At 63.1% G+C, this 18,707-nt stretch carries 19 protein-coding genes; 11 read left to right on the forward strand and 8 right to left on the reverse strand.

The window, feature by feature from the left end; translation table 11 throughout:
- Positions 1 to 38: 38 nt before the first annotated feature.
- Complete coding sequence (hisB, locus tag IVB54_RS39430) at positions 39 to 632, reverse strand: imidazoleglycerol-phosphate dehydratase HisB (RefSeq protein WP_007604059.1); 594 nt, start codon at positions 630 to 632, stop codon at positions 39 to 41.
- Positions 633 to 821: 189 nt separating this feature from the next.
- Between hisB and hslV the strand changes: the two genes are divergently transcribed.
- The 5 genes from hslV to IVB54_RS39455 are packed head-to-tail and all read left to right on the forward strand — an operon-like array spanning position 822 to position 4,996.
- A complete protein-coding gene (hslV, locus tag IVB54_RS39435; RefSeq protein ID WP_018459630.1) occupies positions 822 to 1,382 on the forward strand; it encodes an ATP-dependent protease subunit HslV in 561 nt (186 codons plus the stop codon).
- A 3-nt stretch (positions 1,383 to 1,385) separates the two neighbouring features.
- Entirely contained in the window at positions 1,386 to 1,871 is a 486-nt protein-coding gene (locus tag IVB54_RS39440; RefSeq protein WP_018459631.1) for a GNAT family N-acetyltransferase, read from the forward strand.
- Positions 1,868 to 2,485 (forward strand): DUF2585 domain-containing protein, encoded by a 618-nt coding sequence (locus IVB54_RS39445; RefSeq protein WP_018459632.1) that lies wholly within the window; start codon positions 1,868 to 1,870, stop codon positions 2,483 to 2,485. Before IVB54_RS39440 ends, IVB54_RS39445 begins: the two co-directional genes overlap by 4 nt.
- A gap of 53 nt (positions 2,486 to 2,538) precedes the next feature.
- Entirely contained in the window at positions 2,539 to 3,843 is a 1,305-nt protein-coding gene (hslU, locus tag IVB54_RS39450; protein ID WP_018459633.1) for an ATP-dependent protease ATPase subunit HslU, read from the forward strand.
- A gap of 28 nt (positions 3,844 to 3,871) precedes the next feature.
- Complete coding sequence (locus tag IVB54_RS39455) at positions 3,872 to 4,996, forward strand: hypothetical protein (protein ID WP_018459634.1); 1,125 nt, start codon at positions 3,872 to 3,874, stop codon at positions 4,994 to 4,996.
- Here IVB54_RS39455 and IVB54_RS39460 read toward each other — a convergent pair.
- Genes IVB54_RS39460 through IVB54_RS39470 form a run of 3 tightly spaced genes read right to left on the reverse strand, consistent with a single transcriptional unit; the run spans position 4,993 to position 7,776 of the window.
- Complete coding sequence (locus IVB54_RS39460; protein WP_247777018.1) at positions 4,993 to 5,583, reverse strand: Smr/MutS family protein; 591 nt, start codon at positions 5,581 to 5,583, stop codon at positions 4,993 to 4,995. The genes IVB54_RS39455 and IVB54_RS39460 overlap by 4 nt on opposite strands.
- Positions 5,580 to 7,103 (reverse strand): MltA domain-containing protein, encoded by a 1,524-nt coding sequence (locus IVB54_RS39465; RefSeq protein WP_018459636.1) that lies wholly within the window; start codon positions 7,101 to 7,103, stop codon positions 5,580 to 5,582. Before IVB54_RS39465 ends, IVB54_RS39460 begins: the two co-directional genes overlap by 4 nt.
- Positions 7,081 to 7,776 (reverse strand): Tim44/TimA family putative adaptor protein, encoded by a 696-nt coding sequence (locus tag IVB54_RS39470; protein WP_007604067.1) that lies wholly within the window; start codon positions 7,774 to 7,776, stop codon positions 7,081 to 7,083. The genes IVB54_RS39465 and IVB54_RS39470 overlap by 23 nt, the downstream gene beginning before the upstream one ends.
- A gap of 415 nt (positions 7,777 to 8,191) precedes the next feature.
- Between IVB54_RS39470 and secB the strand changes: the two genes are divergently transcribed.
- Positions 8,192 to 8,674, forward strand: a complete 483-nt coding sequence (secB, locus tag IVB54_RS39475; protein WP_007598595.1) for a protein-export chaperone SecB — start codon at positions 8,192 to 8,194, stop codon at positions 8,672 to 8,674.
- Here the strand turns inward: secB and dnaQ are convergent.
- Genes dnaQ through IVB54_RS39495 form a run of 4 tightly spaced genes read right to left on the reverse strand, consistent with a single transcriptional unit; the run spans position 8,671 to position 11,505 of the window.
- On the reverse strand, positions 8,671 to 9,387 hold the full coding sequence (gene dnaQ, locus IVB54_RS39480) for a DNA polymerase III subunit epsilon (protein WP_018459637.1): 717 nt from the start codon (positions 9,385 to 9,387) through the stop codon (positions 8,671 to 8,673). The genes secB and dnaQ overlap by 4 nt on opposite strands.
- Positions 9,388 to 9,415: 28 nt before the next feature.
- Complete coding sequence (gene coaE / locus IVB54_RS39485; RefSeq protein WP_085349243.1) at positions 9,416 to 10,015, reverse strand: dephospho-CoA kinase; 600 nt, start codon at positions 10,013 to 10,015, stop codon at positions 9,416 to 9,418.
- Between the two features lie 23 nt (positions 10,016 to 10,038).
- Positions 10,039 to 10,647 (reverse strand): Maf family nucleotide pyrophosphatase, encoded by a 609-nt coding sequence (locus IVB54_RS39490; protein WP_247295824.1) that lies wholly within the window; start codon positions 10,645 to 10,647, stop codon positions 10,039 to 10,041.
- Positions 10,648 to 10,665: 18 nt separating this feature from the next.
- Positions 10,666 to 11,505 (reverse strand): pyruvate, water dikinase regulatory protein, encoded by an 840-nt coding sequence (locus IVB54_RS39495; protein WP_018459640.1) that lies wholly within the window; start codon positions 11,503 to 11,505, stop codon positions 10,666 to 10,668.
- A gap of 461 nt (positions 11,506 to 11,966) precedes the next feature.
- On the opposite strand from IVB54_RS39495, the gene hemJ reads away from it, so the two are divergent.
- The 5 genes from hemJ to rsmG all read left to right on the forward strand — a co-directional run bounded on the left by hemJ (position 11,967) and on the right by rsmG (position 18,677).
- Complete coding sequence (hemJ, locus tag IVB54_RS39500; RefSeq protein ID WP_018459641.1) at positions 11,967 to 12,401, forward strand: protoporphyrinogen oxidase HemJ; 435 nt, start codon at positions 11,967 to 11,969, stop codon at positions 12,399 to 12,401.
- A gap of 247 nt (positions 12,402 to 12,648) precedes the next feature.
- Positions 12,649 to 13,914, forward strand: coding sequence for a transcription termination factor Rho (rho, locus tag IVB54_RS39505; RefSeq protein WP_007598612.1), 1,266 nt, complete (start codon positions 12,649 to 12,651; stop codon positions 13,912 to 13,914).
- 309 nt (positions 13,915 to 14,223) lie between these two features.
- The gene (mnmE, locus tag IVB54_RS39510) at positions 14,224 to 15,582 is read left to right on the forward strand and encodes a tRNA uridine-5-carboxymethylaminomethyl(34) synthesis GTPase MnmE (protein WP_247295821.1); all 1,359 of its coding nucleotides are present in this window, start codon (positions 14,224 to 14,226) and stop codon (positions 15,580 to 15,582) included.
- A 433-nt stretch (positions 15,583 to 16,015) separates the two neighbouring features.
- On the forward strand, positions 16,016 to 17,896 hold the full coding sequence (mnmG, locus tag IVB54_RS39515; protein WP_018459643.1) for a tRNA uridine-5-carboxymethylaminomethyl(34) synthesis enzyme MnmG: 1,881 nt from the start codon (positions 16,016 to 16,018) through the stop codon (positions 17,894 to 17,896).
- Between the two features lie 7 nt (positions 17,897 to 17,903).
- A complete protein-coding gene (gene rsmG / locus IVB54_RS39520) occupies positions 17,904 to 18,677 on the forward strand; it encodes a 16S rRNA (guanine(527)-N(7))-methyltransferase RsmG (protein WP_247364504.1) in 774 nt (257 codons plus the stop codon).
- Positions 18,678 to 18,707 lie beyond the last annotated feature (30 nt).

Consider the following 18,707-nt stretch of genomic DNA (forward strand, 5'->3'; position numbering starts at 1 on the left):
TGATACCGCAAACGGCGCGGGCCGCGGGCCGAAAGATGTCAGCCGCCGAGCGAGCCCTTGGTGGACGGGATTTCGCCCACCGCCTTCGGATCGATCGCGACGGCGGTGCGCAGCGCCCGTGCCAGACCCTTGAAGCAGGACTCGGCGATATGGTGGCTGTTATCGCCATATAGGGTCTCGACGTGAAGAGTCACGCCGGCGTTCATGGCGAAGGCCTGGAACCACTCGCGCACCAATTCGGTGTCGAACTCGCCGATCTTGTCGCGGGGGAAGTCGACCTTGAACACCAGGACCGGGCGGCCCGAGATGTCGATGACCACGCGTGACAGCGTCTCGTCCATGGGCATGTGCACGCCGGCATAGCGGGTGATGCCCGCCATGTTGCCGAGCGCCTGCTTGACGGCCTGGCCGAGCGCGATGCCGGTGTCTTCGGTGGTATGGTGATGATCGATGTGCAAATCGCCGACCGCCTTGACCGTGAGGTCAATGCGGGAATGGCGGGCGAGGAGATCGAGCATATGGTCGAAAAAGCCGATGCCGGTCGCGATATTGGACACGCCGGAGCCATCGAGGTTCACGGTGACCTCGATGTCGGTTTCCTTGGTCTTGCGCTTGATCGTCGCGGTGCGCATCAAAACACGCTTCCATCCTAGTTCGGGCCGAAAACGCCGGTCTTTTAACAGCCAAATGACGCCTTCGCTACTGCGGCAACGGCTGGCCGGGCCTCTACTTCTGCCTATGGTGAGCAAATTGGGCCCGGAGCGGCCCGTTGTGCCCCCGCTCCCGACCGCCTAAATCAGCCCGGTCAACGAGGATCATTCATGCAGGACTCCCCAAACAGCTCGCCGGGCTGGCACGGCACCACGATTTTGACGGTCCGCAAGGGCGGCAAGGTGGTGGTCGGCGGCGACGGCCAGGTCTCGATCGGCCAGACCGTGATCAAGCACAACGCCAGGAAGGTCCGGAAACTCGGCAAGGGCGACGTCATCGGCGGCTTTGCCGGCGCCACCGCCGACGCCTTCACGCTGTTCGAGCGTCTGGAAGCCAAACTCGAGCAATATCCGGGGCAATTGACCCGGGCCGCCGTCGAGCTCGCCAAGGACTGGCGCACCGACCGTTATTTGCGGCGGCTGGAGGCCATGATGATCGTCGCCGACAAGGACGTCTCCCTGGTGCTGACAGGCACCGGCGACGTGTTGGAGCCCGAAGCCGGCGTCATGGCGATCGGCTCCGGCGGGAATTACGCGCTGGCGGCCGCCCGCGCCCTACTCGACACCGACAAGGACGCCGAGACCATCGTCCGCCGCTCCCTCGACATCGCCGCCGATATCTGCGTCTACACCAACCGCAATGTGACCATCGAAGCGCTGTCGGCCGGGTAGGCCATGGCCCTCGCCTACACCTTCCGCCCGATGACCGCGGCCGTTCTGCCGCTGATTCGGCGATGGCTGGGCGAAGCGCATGTGCGGGAATGGTGGGGCGATCCGGACGAGCAGTTCGCGCTCGTGAGCGGCGATCTCGGCGAGCCGGCAATGGACCAGTTCATCGTGTTGGCCGAAGGCAAGCCGTTCGGCTATCTTCAATGCTACCGCCTGACCGCCTGGAATACGGGTGTTGGGCCGCAACCGGAGGCCACCCGTGGCATCGATCAGTTCATCGGCGAAAGCGACATGATCGCGCGCGGGCACGGTTCGGCATTCATCCGGCAATTCGCCGACGCGCAGTTGCGGCAGGGCCTGCCGCGCATCGTCACTGATCCTGATCCGCTCAACGCGCGCGCCGTGCGCGCCTATGAGAAGGCCGGCTTTGTCCGCGACCGCATGGTCGAGACGCCCGACGGGCCCGCACTCCTGATGGTGCGCGAGCCATGACGCTGGCAACCACGCATGAGAGCAAGGCCGCGTTTCCGCCGCTCGCCTGGGTCGGCATCGCGCTGCTGCTGCTGGCGATGCAGGCCTCGATCCTGCTTGCGATGGGCCGGGTGCCGATCTGCACCTGCGGCTATGTCAAGCTGTGGCATGGCGTGGTGAACAGCTCGGAGAATTCGCAGCACATCGCCGACTGGTACACCTTCTCGCACATCCTGCACGGCTTCCTGTTTTACGGGCTGACCTGGCTGCTGTTCGCGCGGCTGCCGTTCGTGTCTCTGTCCTGGCCCGCCCGCCTGATCATCGCCATTCTGATCGAAGGTGCCTGGGAGATCGTCGAGAACTCGCCCTTCATCATCGAACGCTACCGCGCCGGCACGATCTCGCTGGATTATTTCGGCGACAGCATCGTCAATTCGATCTCTGACAATTTGTCCATGATGCTGGGCTTCCTCGTAGCGCGCCTGCTGCCTGTATCAGTGACCATCCTGCTTGGGCTCGCCTTCGAAATCATGCTGGCGCTGCATATTCGCGACAATCTGACGCTCAATATCCTGATGCTGATCCATCCGATCGAGGCCGTGAAACTATGGCAATCGGGTCCGCCGATCATCTGACGGCCAAAAAAAGCGGCTTGTCCCGCCCCGCATCTGATCCTAGCTAAGGTCCCATGACAGACTTCTCCCCCCGCGAAATCGTTTCCGAACTCGACCGTTTCATCGTCGGCCAGGCCGATGCCAAGCGCGCCGTCTCGATCGCGCTGCGCAACCGCTGGCGGCGGCAGCAGCTCGAAGGCTCCTTGCGCGAAGAGGTGCTGCCGAAGAACATCCTGATGATCGGCCCGACCGGGGTCGGCAAGACCGAGATCGCGCGGCGGCTCGCCAAGCTTGCCAACGCGCCGTTCCTGAAGGTCGAGGCGACGAAATTCACCGAGGTCGGCTATGTCGGCCGCGACGTCGAGCAGATCGTGCGCGATCTCGTCGAGGTCGCGATTTCTCAGGTCCGCGAGCGCAAGCGCAAAGACGTGCAGGCACGTGCGCAGCTCGCCGCTGAGGAGCGCGTACTTGATGCCCTGGTCGGCGCCAATTCCAGCGCCGCGACGCGGGACTCCTTCCGCAAGAAGCTGCGCGCGGGCGAGCTCAACGACAAGGAAATCGAGATCGAGACGCAAGGCGGCGGCAGCGGCTTTCCGATGTTCGAGATCCCGGGCATGCCTGGCGCGCAGATGGGCGCGGTTTCGATCGGCGACATCTTCGGCAAGCTCGGCGGACGCAGCAAGACGCGGCGGCTGACGGTGGAGAGCTCGCACGAGATCCTCATCAACGAGGAATCCGACAAGCTGCTCGACAGCGATCAGTTGACGATGGAGGCGATCAGTGCGGTCGAGAACAACGGCATCGTGTTCCTGGACGAGATCGACAAGATCTGCGCCCGCGAAGGCCGCGCCGGCGGCGACGTCTCGCGCGAGGGCGTGCAGCGCGACCTGCTGCCGCTGATCGAGGGCACCACCGTCTCGACCAAGCACGGCGCGGTGAAGACCGACCACATCCTGTTCATTGCCTCAGGCGCCTTCCACGTCGCAAAACCGTCCGATTTGCTGCCGGAATTGCAGGGCCGCCTGCCGATCCGCGTCGAGCTGCAGGCGCTGACCCGTGACGACATGCGCCGCATCCTGACCGAGCCGGAGGCTTCGCTGATCAAGCAATATGTCGCGCTGATGCAGACCGAAGGCGTCACGCTCGACATCACCGACAACGCCATCGACGCGCTTGCGGACGTCGCGGTGGCCGTGAATTCCACCGTCGAGAACATCGGCGCGCGGCGGCTGCAGACCGTGATGGAGCGGGTGCTGGACGAGATCTCCTTCACCGCCCCAGATCGCAGCGGCGAGACCGTCAGGGTCGACGCCGATTTCGTGCAGAAGCACGTCGGCGACCTCGCCAAGAACGCGGATTTGAGCCGGTTCATTTTGTAATTCCGGACGGTCGCGCTATGGATGCGGCGTGACCGCACGCTTCCTGCAAAACCCCTGGCGCCTGCTGCTCGCGATCAACGCGGCAATCATCGTTGGCGTCTTCGTTCACAAGATCCAGCTGCCGCCTTACGTCCCCTACATCCACCTCCTCGTCGATTACCATTTTGGCTTCATCAAGCGCGCGCTGATCGGGACGATCGTCGCGCTGTTCACCGACAAGGTGCCGCTATGGCTGGTGTTCGCGCTCGGCGGCGCTACATGGCTGGTGACGCTCGGGCTGTACGCAAGACTATTCCAGACAACGTTCGGCTTCACCGCGAAGACATTGCCGACGTTCGTCTTCATCGCGGGCTCGCCGTTCTTCCTCAAGAACTTCATGCACACGCTCGGCCATTTCGACATCTATGGCTGCGCGCTGGCGATCGTCCTGCTGCTGGTGCCGGCCGGCTCGCTGCTGTTCGTGGCGCTGGCTGCGCTGTTCTCGATCGTTCTCGTCCTGATCCACCACATCCATCTCTTGATGTATGTGCCGACCATCATCACCATCGTCGTGATCAGGCATTATCTAGCGCATGGCTGCGATCGCACCAATGTCGCGTTCGGCATCATGGCCCTGCTGGCCGTCTCCGCGCTGTTCTTCGCCGCGCAGTTTTGGGGAACGATGCCGGTCCCGGAGGCGGATTTCGTCGCCGATCTGAAGAGCCGGATGGCCGATCCGTCGCGGACCGACCTGCTGCAGTTTGCCTACATCTGGTATCAGCCGTTGGCGAAGGAGATTTCCGACACTTGGGGCCGCCTGCCGCACAACATCCTCGGCGTGCCCGTGTTCGCGCTGCTGATCTGGCTGCACACACCGCTGTGGCGCTATTTTGCGAATTTGATCGGCGCGCTCGCAAGCGACACGCATCGCCGCCTCGTCATTGCGGCGCTGATCGGCGTCAGCCTCGCCTATGTCGTGATGTTCGCGATGGTATTCGACTATTCGCGCTGGATCTCGAACTGGGCAGTCTGCATGTTCCTGATCCTGCACGCGGTGAAGATGCTGCCCGCCGCACGCGAGACGCCGCTGATTTCGGCGGAAGATCAGACGACAAATATCTTCGGCCTGATTGTCACATTGATCCCGCGCGTCGGAATCGTGCGGCCGTTCTAATATCTCGCCCGCCTGATCCGCACGTAGAGCGCGCCCTCGCCGCCATGGCCGATACCGGCCTCTTCGAATCCGACGACGAAGGCCCGGAATTCCGGCAGGCTCAGCCATTCCGGCACCTGACGGCGCAGCACGCCGCTTTCGCCGCCGCTTCGGCCCTTGCCGGTGATGACCAGCACGAAGGTCAGGCCGTCATGATGGGCGCGGTGCAGGAAGCCGCTCAGCGCGCGGTGGGCACGCATCTGGGTCATGCCGTGCAGATCGAGCCGCGCCTCGATCTCGCTGCGCCCGCGCGACAGCTTTGTGCGCTCGCGCTTGCCGAGCGGCGCCAGCGGCGGCACCGCCGGCTTCGCTGCGCGCGGTGCCGGGGCAGCGGCAATCGGACGTGGCGACGGCGCAATCCGGGGGGCGGGCGCTGCAGGCGAAGACTCGTTGCGTGGTGCAGCTTGCGCCTTCGCCGCACGATGCTTTCTCAGCGGCTTGACCTGCTTTGCGACCGTATCCCACAGCGCGCGCTCTTCCTCACTCAGCGCGCGACGGCGCGGCGAGGGACGAGGCTCCAGCACGGGCGGACGGGACGATCGCTTCATTGTTGCCGATGGGAGCGATTTTTCACCGGCCGCCGCGGCTCCTGAACTGGCTCGATCACGGGACGCGGCACCGGCAGCGGGACTGGACCGGCGACAGCGACCGTCTCGCTCTTGCTTTGCAGCTCGGCAGGCGGCTTGTCCTTCGCAGGCTCCGTTTGCGGAAACAGCTTTGCGATCTTCTCCGAGGGCCGCGGGTCCGGCACCGGGAGCCGCGCGCCGCGCGTTGTGGGATCGAGGCTCTTCGGCACCAGCATCACGAAATGCATGGCATGGCGCAGCCGTCCGGAGACCCGGCCGGCATCCTGACCCGCGCCGAAATAGAGATCGGCGCGCGCCGGACCGATGATGGCCGAGCCCGTGTCCTGCGCGATCATCAAGCGATGGAACGGCGTCTTCGCGCGTTCGGAATCGATCGGCAGCTCGCCTTCGATGAAAAACGGGGTGCCGTAGACGTGGAGCGATTTGTCGACCGCGATCGAGCGGCCGGCCGTCAACGGAATGCCTTGCGCGCCGACCGCCTCCTCCTTGTCGGATAGATTGACCTCGCGAAAGAAGATGTAGGAGCGGTTCTGGCGGCGCAGCTCCTTGGCACCGTCAGGGGTCTGCGCCATCCACTCCCTGATCTTCTGCATCGACATCTCTTCCTTTGGAATGATGCCGCGCTCGATCAGGATGCGACCGACCGCCGTATAGGGATAGCCGTTATAGGCGTCGTAGTTGAGCCGGACCGTGCCGCCGTCGTCGAACTTGATCCGCGCCGAACCCTGGATCTGGGCGAACAGCAGATCGGTCGGGTCCTTCAGCCAGGCAATCTCGAGTCCGCGGCCGGCGATCTTGCCGTCCTCGATCTCGGCGCGGTCGTAATAAGGCACGAGCTTGCGGCGGCCGATCTTGCGATAGACCGGGCCCTTGTTGGGCAGGCTGACCGAATCCTGCTTGTAACCGCGCACAAAGAGATTCGAGGGGCGGCGATAGACCGGGACATTGTAGACGTCGGTCTGCGTGCGCGATCCCTCCAGCACCGGTTCGTAATAGCCGGTGACGAAACCATCGGGCTCGCCGAGGCGCGAGATCCGCAGCGGCGCAAAATTCTCCTCGAAGAAGGTTTTGGCCCGAGCGTCGTCGGTAAGCTCGAGCGATTTGGCGACCCGGCAGGGTTCGCCCAGCGAGGCGCCCAAAGCCTTCGGTTCGGGAGCGCCGGTCTGCGCGTTGATCGGACGGCAGCTCGCGCGAAAGGTCTTGTAGGCGGCGAGATGATTGTCGTCGCCCCAGCCCTTCACGTCGGCCCAGGCCAGCGGCAGATATTGGGCGCCGGGAATTTCGAGCGGCAGGGGAAGCTGCGGATATGGCAAGGCGCGCGGCGGCGCGGCAGGCAATTCCGGGAGATGATGGTGATGGCTGCGATAGTGGCGCCGCGCCGCCTCAGCGCCGAGTGAAAACGACGACAGCGCGACGGCACCTGCGCAAAGCGCCGTCGCGCTGGTCTTCAGGAAAACCTTAATTCGCGCTTCCGGTGCCAACCAGCTTCCAGTTCGGATCGCGAGAAGTGATGTCGCGGGCGAAAGTCCAGATGTCGGTGATGTCGGCGACCGTGTCGGCGCTTCCGTCGACGATGTTGCCGGCCTTGTCCCGGGTGGCCGAGATCATCTGCGAGACGAAGCGGATCGTGAGCTGGGCGGTGCGGTCGCGCAGTTCGGCGCCGACGAGCTCGGCCTTGTCGATCGAGACAAAACGCGTCTCGGTCTTCTGCTCGTTCTTCTCGCGCTCCTTGATCGCGGCATCGAAGCTTTCATAGACCTCCGACGACAGCAGGTCGCGCAGCGCGCGGCGGTCGCCATTGGCAAAGGCCAGCACGATCATCTCATAGGCGCCGCGGGCGCCGGAGATGAAATGCCGCGGATCGAAGGTGGAATCCTTTTCGACGATGGCGTCGAGACCCTGGGCGAGCACGGTGCCCGGCTCGGTCAGGCCCTTCCAACGGTCGGAGGGCGGGGTCGGCTCGGCCGTCGGCGCCAAGGGAGCCTGGTCGATGACCTTGCCCGGCATGGTGACGACGTTCTTGTCCTGGGCGCCCTGGAGCGCGTTGCGGTCGAACGGCGGCCGCTCGTTGCCCGTGCGCTGCCCCAGCACGCTGCGCAGCCTCAGAAAGATGAAGACCGCCAGCGCCAGGAAGATGATGGTGTAGATGTCCACGTCGTATTCGCTTTCTGGTCGTCTGTAGAAGGGGCCGTCTCGAAAGGATCGTGCCGGGAAAATCGATCCGGCCAGTAGACCGTTCCATACCGGAACGGCAAGTCTACATCACCATTTTGGGTCCGCGCGTCAGGTCCGTGGGATGTAGGCACGAAATCTTGCCCGGCCAATGGCGCCTTTTGGCACAGCACCGAGTGTAGCGCGTTTTATGCTTAAGGGGAAACCCGATCCTGCCCGGAAATCGCGCATCTTCAATCGTTTAAGGCGCAGTTGCGCTGGATCGCCGGGGTGAACGCCACAGTTGTGGGCGTGGCCGGAATTCCCCATCCGGGACCGTTCGTCCTTGTGGAACGAGGTAGCCCTATGTTAGCCAACCGCCGCGAAATTCAGCCCAATCGGGTAAGGAGACACTCTTATGACCAACGGTAACGGCACCCCTCCCGAGGCGGCCCAGGCTCCCCAGCTCAACGTCCTGGCGCAATATACCAAGGACCTCTCGTTCGAAAATCCGAATGCGCCCAGCTCGCTCCAGCAGCAGAGCCAGCCGCCCCAGATCAACATCCAGATCAATGTCAGCGCCAACAATCTCAGCGAACAGGAGTTCGAGGTGACGCTGTCGGTCGAGGGCAAGGCCGAGACCGCCGGCAAGATCATGTTCTCGTTCGAGCTCGCTTATGCCGGCGTCTTCCGCATCTCCAACGTGCCGAAGGACAATTTGCATCCGCTGGTCATGATCGAATGCCCGCGCCTGCTGTTCCCGTTTGCCCGTGAGATCATCGCCACTGCCGTGCGCGACGGCGGGTTCCCGCCTTTGATGCTGGATCCGGTCGACTTCGTCGGCCTCTATCGCCAGAACATGGAGCGGCAAATGGCCGCTCAGCCGAGCGGCCAGGCTTAACCAGCCAAAGGGGCGGCTGGAGCGGGCAAGAACTCGTTCCAGATCGCCTTGTCGCCGAGCGTTGCGATGAAGGCCCGGTGGGCCTCGCGCTCGGCGTCCGAAATGCGCGGGGTGAGCGGCGCCGGCCGTTGCCGCCGAGGCGCATCGGCAGCCCCATTGGCGCGAGTCTCTTCGGATTCCGAAGCAAGCAGCAGCTGCGACTGCCGCGCCCCGACCAGATCCACATAGACTTCCGCAAGCAGCTCGGCGTCGAGCAATGCGCCGTGCTTGGTGCGGCGTGAATTGTCGATCGCATAGCGTGAGCAGAGATCGTCGAGCCGGTTCGACACGCCGGGATGCTTGCGCCGAGCCAGCAGCAGCGTATCGACCAGCCGCTCGCGCGGGATCGCCGGGCGCTTGATCCGGTCGAGCTCGGCATTGATGAAGCTGATGTCGAACGAGGCATTGTGGATCACCAGCGGCGCGTCGCCGATGAACTCCAGAAAATCGTCGACGACCTCGTGAAACAGCTGCTTCGTCGCCAGGAATTCGGCCGACAGCCCGTGCACCGCAAAGGCTTCTGCCGGCATGTCCCTTTCGGGATTGATGTAGACGTGGAAACTCTGCCCCGTCGGCATGCGATTGAGCATCTCGACGCAGCCGATTTCGACCAGGCGATCTCCCCGCAACGGGTCAAGGCCGGTGGTTTCTGTGTCGAGAACGATTTCGCGCATGATCTGGGAAGCCGTGTCAGGCGGCGAATCAGGCGCGCCGCTGCGGCATCTTAACGACGTCGGCGAGGATGTGCGCGATTTGGGCGCGCACCGGTTCGAGTCCGTGGGATGTATCCACCACGAAATCGGCACGCCTGCGCTTTTCCGCATCGGGTGTCTGCTTGGCGATGATGGCGTCGAGCTTGGCCTCGTCCATCGTGCCGCGCGCCAGCACCCGCTCGCGCTGCAGTTCCGGAGACGTGGTGACGACGACTACGGCATCGACCCGCGTCTCGCCACCCGTCTCGAACAGCAGCGGTATGTCCAGCACCACGACCGGCGCGTTGGCGGCTTCGGCGTCGGCGAAGAACTTTTTCCGGGAAGCGCCGAGCATCGGATGGACGATCTGCTCGAGCTGCTTGATGGCCGCAGGATCGTGCACCACACGCGCCGAGAGTTTTGGCCGATCAACCTTGCCGTTCGCGGTAGTGCCGGGGAAGGCGGCCTCGATCGCGGGTGCGGCCTCGCCCTCATAGAGCTGATGGACGGCCGCATCGGCATCGTAGACAGGCACGCCAGCCTCCGCGAACAATTTCGCGGTGGTGGATTTGCCCATCCCGATCGAGCCGGTCAGTCCCAGGATCCGCATCAGCGCCCAACCATATCTGCCAGTCACACCGCAACTAGCCGCTCGCGCCGCAGGAACGCAAGCAGCGGCAGCAGCGGCAAGCCGAGAATGGTGAAGTGGTCGCCCTCGATACGCTCGAACAAATGGATCCCCAGGCTTTCGAGCTGATAGCCGCCGACGCTGGTGCTGACGGCGCCGCCGGCGATGTCGAGATAGGCCGAAAGCTCGGCCTCGGTCATCTGCCGCATCGTGAGGCAGGCAACCGAGACGTCCTCGAAGATGATCTCGCCATCGCGTGCGATCGCCACGGCGGAATTCAGCTCATGGCTATGGCCGGAGAGATCGCGCAGCTGCGCCAGCGCCTGGGCGCGGCCCGCTGGCTTGTTGAAGAGGCGATCGCCAAGCGCCAGCGTTTGATCAGCACCAATGACGGTGCTTCCAACGTGATGGGCCGAGACTGCCTTGGCTTTTTCGCGCGCCAGCAGCAGGGCAATCTCGCGCGGACCAGAAAGCCCGGAGGCGGCCTGGATGCCGCGCTCGTCGATATCAGCCGTGATCGCCTTGAACTCGAGCCCGGCATTCGCCAGGAGCATCTTTCTCGCGCTGCTCTGCGAGGCCAGGATCAACGAAGATTTGCCGAGCCAGAGACCCATCGCGAAACTATCCCAAAGCTATTCAGAAGGCCGGTTACGCTGACGATCGCTGTAAAGTTTCATGATCGCCGCGGCGGTTTCCTCGATCGAGCGCCGCGTGACGTCGAGCAGCGGCCAATCGTGCTTGGCGCTCAGCTTGCGGGCAAATGCGACCTCCTCGGCGACCGATTGCTTGTCGGTATAAGTGTCGCTGCTGGAATCGGCCCCCATGGAGAGCAGGCGGTTCGTGCGCACCTGGATCAATCGTTCCGGCGTCGCATGCAAGCTCACCACCAGCGGTCGCGTCAACGTCTCCAGTTGCGAGGGCACCGGAATGCCTGGAACCAGCGGCACGTTGGCAGTGCGGATGCCTCGGTTGGCAAGGTAGATCGACGTCGGGGTCTTGGAGGTGCGGGAAACGCCGACGAGCACCACGTCCGCGTCGTCGAGCCCTTCGACATGCTGGCCGTCATCGTGGATCATCGTGTAGTTCAACGCGTCGATACGCTTGAAGTATTCGGCATTGAGCACGTGCTGGGCGCCGACCCGGCCGGTCGTGGCAGCTCCGAGATAGGCCTCGAACAACTGCATCACCGGCCCGATGATCGACAGGCTCGGAACATTGATCCCCTTGCACTTATCCTCGAGCCTCGAAACCAGATCCTTCTCGAGCAGCGTGAACAGCACGATTCCCGGCGCTTCCTCGATCTCGTCGAGCACGCGATCGAGCTGTTTCTGGCTGCGCACCAGCGGATAGACGTGCTCGACCGGGGTCACGTTGGCGTACTGGGCGGCAACGGCGCGCGCGACCGTGATCAGCGTCTCACCGGTGGAGTCGGAGACGAGGTGCAGATGGAAATAATTGTTCGAAGTCGGCACAAAAGCCCTTTGTATGGAGTCGGTGTGGTTTGTGGATTTCTGTGGAGCTTAACCTCCCGGAAAGGGATGTGCGACACCGGGGGCGGGACAACGGCGGATTTTCTTCACACCGCTGCCCCTGAGAACAACTTCGACGCCCTCCCGAAAGGGAAACGGGATTGCGTCGATAACCCTCTTGATAAGCTGCCGACAGAAACGCGCAAGCCTTTGAAGCTGACCGACTTATCGAAAGCGGCCGGAGCTGTCAGAGGATATGTTGATGGATGTGAACAAGCGCGTGTGAACGGGCGGACGGAGATGTGTGAGTCCAATTCACCGTCACATAGACTCAAACCTTAAGAATCTAAGATTCTTATTGGAGAAGGGCGCTACGGACGGATATGTGTGCAGGCAAGACCTTAACGAGTTCTTACTATCCCCAACGTTTCCCCTCGGCTGGGCAGGAATCCGGACCCCCAGACATGTTTGAAGACGTCTACCTCTGGATCAAGGCGCTGCATGTGATCGCCGTCATTTCCTGGATGGCGGGCATGCTCTATTTGCCACGGCTGTTCGTTTATCATTGCGAGGCTGAAGTCGGCTCGCAGCAGTCGGAAACGTTCAAGATCATGGAACGGCGGCTGTTCAAGGCGATCATCAACCCCGCTATGATCGTGACCTGGCTCGCCGGGCTCTACCTCGCCTGGGCTGGACACTGGTTCACTTTCGGCTGGCTGCACGTAAAACTGGCACTGGTCCTGGCGATGTCCGCGGTCCACGGCTTTTTTTCGCGCTGGCTGAAGGATTTCGCGGCGGACCGGCGCCCCCGGAGCCAGAAATTCTATCGGATTATCAACGAGGTACCAACTGCCTTGATGATTCTGATCGTCATCATGGTGATCGTGAAGCCGTTCTAGGCAGCGGTCGCGAACAATCGCTCAGTGCTTCTGCTTGCGGAGTGTGAGGCGATTTTCTATATTAGCGATATCCCACCCAACGCAGGCGGATGTGGTCGTGTCTGAGCTTTCCAGAGGCCGGACACCCCATCAGGTTTGAAGCCTCACCGGCGCTCTCCTTGCCAGACCTGCGGACCTTACCTTTTCGCGTCCGCATTTCAGAGCCTCCTCGCACCCCCCTCCCAGGTTACCCCACAGGACCACCCCAATGCGGGAAATCAAACTCCAGGACCTCAAGTCGAAGACGCCGGCCGAGCTCGTCTCGTTCGCGGAAGAGAATGGGGTCGAGAATGCCAGCACCATGCGCAAGCAGGAGCTGCTGTTCGCCATCCTCAAGCAGCTTGCGCTCGCCGAGACCGACATCGTCGGCGAAGGCGTCGTCGAGGTTCTCTCCGACGGCTTCGGCTTCCTCCGCTCGCCCGATGCGAATTATCTGCCGGGCCCGGATGACATCTACGTTTCGCCCTCGCAGATCCGCCGTTTTGGCCTGCGCACCGGCGACACTATCGAAGGCCACATCCGCAGCCCGAAGGAGGGCGAGCGCTATTTCGCGCTGCTGAAGGTCAACACGCTCAATTTCGAGGACCCGGAAAAGGCCAAGCACAAGGTCAATTTCGACAACCTCACGCCGCTGTTTCCGAATCAGCGCTTCCGCATGGAAATCGACGACCCCACGCGGAAAGACCTGTCTGCAAGGGTGATCGACATCGTTGCGCCGATCGGCAAGGGTCAGCGCGCGCTGATCGTCGCGCCGCCGCGCACGGGCAAGACCGTGCTGATGCAGAACATCGCGCACTCGATCGCGCATAATCATCCCGAGTGCTATCTGATCGTGCTCCTGATCGACGAACGTCCGGAAGAAGTCACGGACATGCAGCGCTCGGTGAAGGGCGAGGTCGTCTCCTCGACCTTCGACGAGCCGGCGGTGCGCCATGTCCAGGTCGCCGAGATGGTGATCGAGAAGGCCAAGCGTCTGGTTGAGCATGGCCGCGACGTCGTGATCCTGCTGGACTCCATCACGCGCCTCGGCCGCGCCTACAACACCGTGGTGCCGTCATCGGGCAAGGTGCTGACCGGCGGTGTCGATGCCAACGCGCTGCAGCGGCCGAAGCGGTTCTTCGGCGCCGCCCGCAACATCGAAGAGGGCGGCTCGCTGACGATCATCGCGACTGCGCTGGTTGATACCGGCAGCCGTATGGACGAAGTCATCTTCGAAGAGTTCAAGGGCACCGGCAACTCCGAGCTGATCCTCGATCGCAAGGTGTCGGACAAGCGGACCTTCCCGGCGATCGACATTTCGCGCTCCGGCACCCGTAAGGAAGAGCTGATCACCGATCCGGTGGTCTTGAAGAAGATGTACGTACTCCGCCGCATCCTGAATCCGATGGGGACGATGGACGGCATCGACTTCCTGCTCGACAAGCTGCGCTCGACCAAGAGCAATTCCGAGTTCTTCGATTCGATGAACACCTGATTGCAGTGCAACATGATCCAAAGGGCGCCTTCGGGCGCCCTTTTTCTTTGTGCGACTTTGTTGCAGCGAGCTGCAGCATGGCGGGGCGTTGTCGTCTGGAGTAGGCGTCGTCTAAGATGTTGATATAATTTATGAATAGCGGATCGAGGGATGCCGCTCATTCCGTTGCAAGTGGTTCTTGCAGTAGACGCTCGCGAATTTATTGCATCGCACTATTGGTTTTGCTGCGAGAATCCAAGCAGCATAATCGCTCGATTTGTCAGCCGAAACGGATGTTTGCCTTTTCCCTTTCAGCCGGACAAATAGGCTATGTATCCGCGAGACCACACCATCTTTGCACTGTCGTCTGGCCGTCCGCCAAGTGCGCTTGCGGCGGTGCGTGTCTCCGGGCCAGGCGCCAGCCTGGTGCTGACGACGCTGGCGGGCAAGCTGCCGGCGCCGAGGCAGGCCAGCCGCCGGCTCCTTCATGACGGCGTGGGCCAGCCGATCGACGATTCGGTGGTGTTGTGGTTTCCGGGGCCCGGCAGCGCGACCGGCGAGGACGTCGCCGAATTTCACGTCCATGGCGGCCGCGCGGTGCTGGCCGCACTGTTTACCGCAATTTCCGTAATTCCGAATATGCGAGCTGCCGAACCGGGCGAATTCACCCGGCGCGCCTTCGAGAACGGCAAGCTCGACCTGACCGAGGCGGAGGGCCTCGACGATCTCATTCATGCCGACACCGACCGCCAGCGCCGCCAGGCGTTGCGGCAGTTGCAGGGTCTCCTCGGCAATCGCGCGCGCGACTGGCGCGAGCGCATCATCGACGCCTCGGCCTTGATCGAGGCCGGCATCGATTTCTCCGACGAGGGCGATGTGCCCGCCGAGTTGAGAGCGCCTGCGGTCAAGGCGATCAGTGCGCTGCATGACGAAATCGCAGAAGTCCTTGCGGCACAGGGACAAGCTGAACGCTTGCGCGACGGCCTGGTGGTTGCGATCGCGGGCGAGCCGAATGTCGGCAAGTCGACGCTGATCAACCAGCTCGCGCGCCGCGACGTCGCGATCGTCTCGCCGCATGCCGGCACGACACGCGATGTGATCGAGGTGCAGCTCGATCTTGATGGCTATCCCGTCACGGTGATCGACACGGCCGGCATTCGCGAGACCGACGATCCGGTGGAGCAGGAGGGTGTTCGCCGGGCGCGAGCCCGAGCCGAAGACGCCGACCTCGTGTTGTGGCTGGTGGAGGCGGGGCGCGCGGTCGATCCGGCCGCAATGCCGTTGCTGGGGAAGTCCGGCAATGCAGGCAGCCGCTCCGGCGGTTCGGTCTGGATCGTGCGCAACAAGATCGATCTCGGCGGGGTCGAGGACGTCGGCCTGTACGGTGAGTTCGGAATCGCCGCCAGCCGGGGGGACGGCATTCCCGCGCTGGTCGATGCTATGGTGAAATTCGCCGCCGACTTCTTCGGAACGACTGAGGGCGCGTTGGTGACCCGGGCCCGGCAGCGGGATTTGCTGCGCCGGGCGTCGGACAGCTTGCGGCGGAGTCTGGAGCTTGTAGAAGACGGCGAGGAGCTTGCCGCCGAAGAGCTGCGCGCTGCGGCCTATGCCTTGGGCCGGCTGCTGGGTCGGGTGGATGTCGAGGACGTCCTAGGGGCGATTTTTCAGAAGTTCTGCGTTGGGAAGTAGCCCTAGTCTTCATTGTACAACTAGCCTTTGTTCCACTTCTTCGTTTCACGTGAAACACTGCGGTCGCGTTCCGAGACGTTTCACGTAAAACGTGACTCCATTACCCATATTTGCTGGCAAACGTGGCAGCTAAGGGAGCGGGTGAGCGGAGAGATCCCGGATCACTCCGCTCGCGATGATGGGAGTATGCCGCTGCCATCGAGCTTCGAGACCGGGCCGCATCTGGACGTTACGGCCCTTCAGTAGACACTTTATGCGTCGGGAGCTCCGTTTTCTCCCACTGAAAATGATAATCTTTCCAAGGGCGGTTCTACTGTGCCTGGGGTTGTTTTCGCGAAAAACATCTGGGCTCCGCTTGCACCGTTTCACGTGAAACAACCGCCTTTCCAGTTTCCGCTTCCGGCTTCCCCGCCTCTGAGCTAGAAGTCCGTCCATGCGCACAGAGCGAGAGAGCTTCGACGTCATTGTGATTGGCGGCGGCCATGCCGGCTGTGAGGCCGCTTCTGCCTCTGCCCGGATGGGCGCGGCGACCGCTCTGGTGACGCACCGCTTCTCCACGGTCGGCGCGATGTCCTGCAATCCCGCCATTGGCGGTCTCGGCAAGGGCCATCTGGTTCGCGAGGTCGACGCGCTCGATGGTCTGATGGGCCGGGTCGGCGACGCCGGCGGTATTCAGTTTCGCGTTCTCAATCGCCGTAAGGGCCCAGCGGTCCGTGGTCCGCGCGCGCAGGCCGACCGGAAGCTCTATGCGGCCGCGATGCAGGCGGCGATCCGGGAGACCGAGGGTCTTTCCGTGGTCGAAGGCGAAGCGGACGAGCTGATCGTGGTCGAGGGACGGGTGATCGGCCTGCGCCTGGCAGATGGCCGCGAGCTTCGGGCAGGGGCTGTCGTCGTCACCACCGGCACCTTCCTTCGCGGTCTGATCCATCTCGGAGAGAAGAATTGGCCCGCCGGCAGGGTCGGCGAGGCGCCTGCGATGGGCCTTTCGACCTCGTTCGAGCGCGCCGGATTCACCCTTGGACGGCTCAAGACGGGCACTCCGCCGCGTCTGGATGGCACGACGATCGACTGGTCGGCGGTCGAGATGCAGCCGGGGGACGAGCCTCCGGAGCCGTTTTCGATGGTGACCGAGCGGATCACGACGCCGCAGATCCAGTGCGGAATCACCCGAACCAATTCCGCCACCCATGAGGTGATCCGGGCCAATGTTCATCGCTCTCCGATGTACTCCGGCCAGATCAAGAGCTCCGGACCGCGCTATTGCCCCTCGATCGAGGACAAGATCGTTCGCTTCGGCGATCGCGACGGTCACCAGATCTTCCTGGAGCCGGAAGGGCTCGACGACAGCACTGTCTATCCCAACGGCATCTCGACCTCGCTGCCGGAGGACGTTCAGCTCGCCATTCTCGCAACCATTCCCGGCCTGGAGCGGGTGAAGATGGTCCGGCCGGGCTATGCCATCGAATACGACCACATCGATCCGCGTGAGCTCGATCCGACCCTCCAGACCAAGCGCCTGCGCGGTCTGTTCCTGGCCGGCCAGATCAATGGCACCACGGGGTACGAGGAAGCTGCCGGCCAGGGCATCGTGGCCGGGCTGAACGCGGCATTGGCTGCGAGCGGCGCCGCGCTGACAGTGTTCGACCGAGCTGATGGCTATCTTGGCGTCATGGTCGACGACCTCGTCACCCGCGGCATCAGCGAACCCTATCGGATGTTCACCTCCAGGGCCGAGTACCGCCTGACACTGCGTGCCGACAATGCCGATCAGCGTTTGACCGAGAAGGGCGTCGCTCTGGGCTGCGTTGGCAGCGCCCGGACGGTGCATCATCGCGCCAAGATGGACGCCCTGAATGCGGCACGAGCGCTCTCGAAGTCGCTGACGATCACTCCGAACGAAGCGATCAAGCATGGTCTGTCCCTGAACCGGGACGGCCAGCGGCGCTCGGCTTTCGAACTGATGGCCTATCCCGATATTGGCTGGAGCCAGGTCCGTGCGATCTGGCCCGAGCTGTCCGGCATTGATCCCGTCATTGCCACCCATCTCGAGATCGACGCGAAGTACGATGTCTATCTGGAGCGCCAGAGCGCGGACGTCGAAGCCTTCAGGCGGGACGAGGGGATGGTGTTGTCGGACGTCGATTACCAGCAGGTCCCCGGTCTCTCCAATGAGGTGCGGGCCAAGCTGGAGAACGCGCGGCCGTTCACCGTTGGCCAGGCCGGCCGAATCGACGGCATGACGCCTGCCGCGCTCGGCATTCTTGCGGCCTATCTCCGCCGCGAAGCGCGGAAGACTTCCAAAGTAATCGCATAGGTTTCACGTGAAACAGCGCGGGCCGGCCGGCGGCAGATCGTCTTCAGGAAAACCCTCGGCGGGTGAGGGTGCCGGTGTTCGCTCCGAACCGGCGCCTGCCCGGCCAAAGATCGACAAGGCCAGCGCCAACGATCGATCGTGGGACGTCGTCATTGCAGCCGACAAGGTTGCGGCGCTCAACCTCGCGCCTGTTTCACATGAAACGGAAGCCCGGCTCGATCGCTACATCGCACTGCTGCGGGAGTGGCAGGCCAAGACCAACCTCGTCGCGCCCTCGACATTGCCGTACCTCTGGACCCGGCACATCGCCGACTCTCTTCAGCTCGTCGCTCTCGCCCCATCGGCCAAACGTTGGGCCGACCTCGGCAGCGGTGGCGGCTTTCCCGGGATCGTCCTGGCCTGCGCCATGGCCGGGACGGCCGGGGCGAGCGTCCATCTGGTCGAGCGAATCGCCAAGAAGGCGGCCTTCCTGCGCGAAGCCGTGCGCGTCACGACATCTCCGGGAGTCGTACATCTCGCTGAGATCGGGGATAATGTGGATAGAATCACCGGCCCGGTCGATTGCGTCACCGCGCGTGCGCTGGCTCCGCTACATCAACTCATCGGCTTTGCGGAGCCGCTGATGCGCCGGGGCGCAAAGGCGTTGTTTCTCAAGGGTCAAGATGTAGAGTCTGAATTGACCGAAGCCACTAAATATTGGAATATTCAGCCGCAGCTCCACCACAGCCGTACAGGCGACGGTTGGATCGTCGAGCTGGCTTCCGTCGAACGGCGCGGGTGAGGCGTCAGGGGCCGAGTGGGGGAATTTGCG

Origin of the sequence: Bradyrhizobium sp. CW1 (genome assembly GCF_023100665.1) — a bacterium.
Classification (GTDB): Bacteria; Pseudomonadota; Alphaproteobacteria; order Rhizobiales; family Xanthobacteraceae; genus Bradyrhizobium; species Bradyrhizobium canariense_D.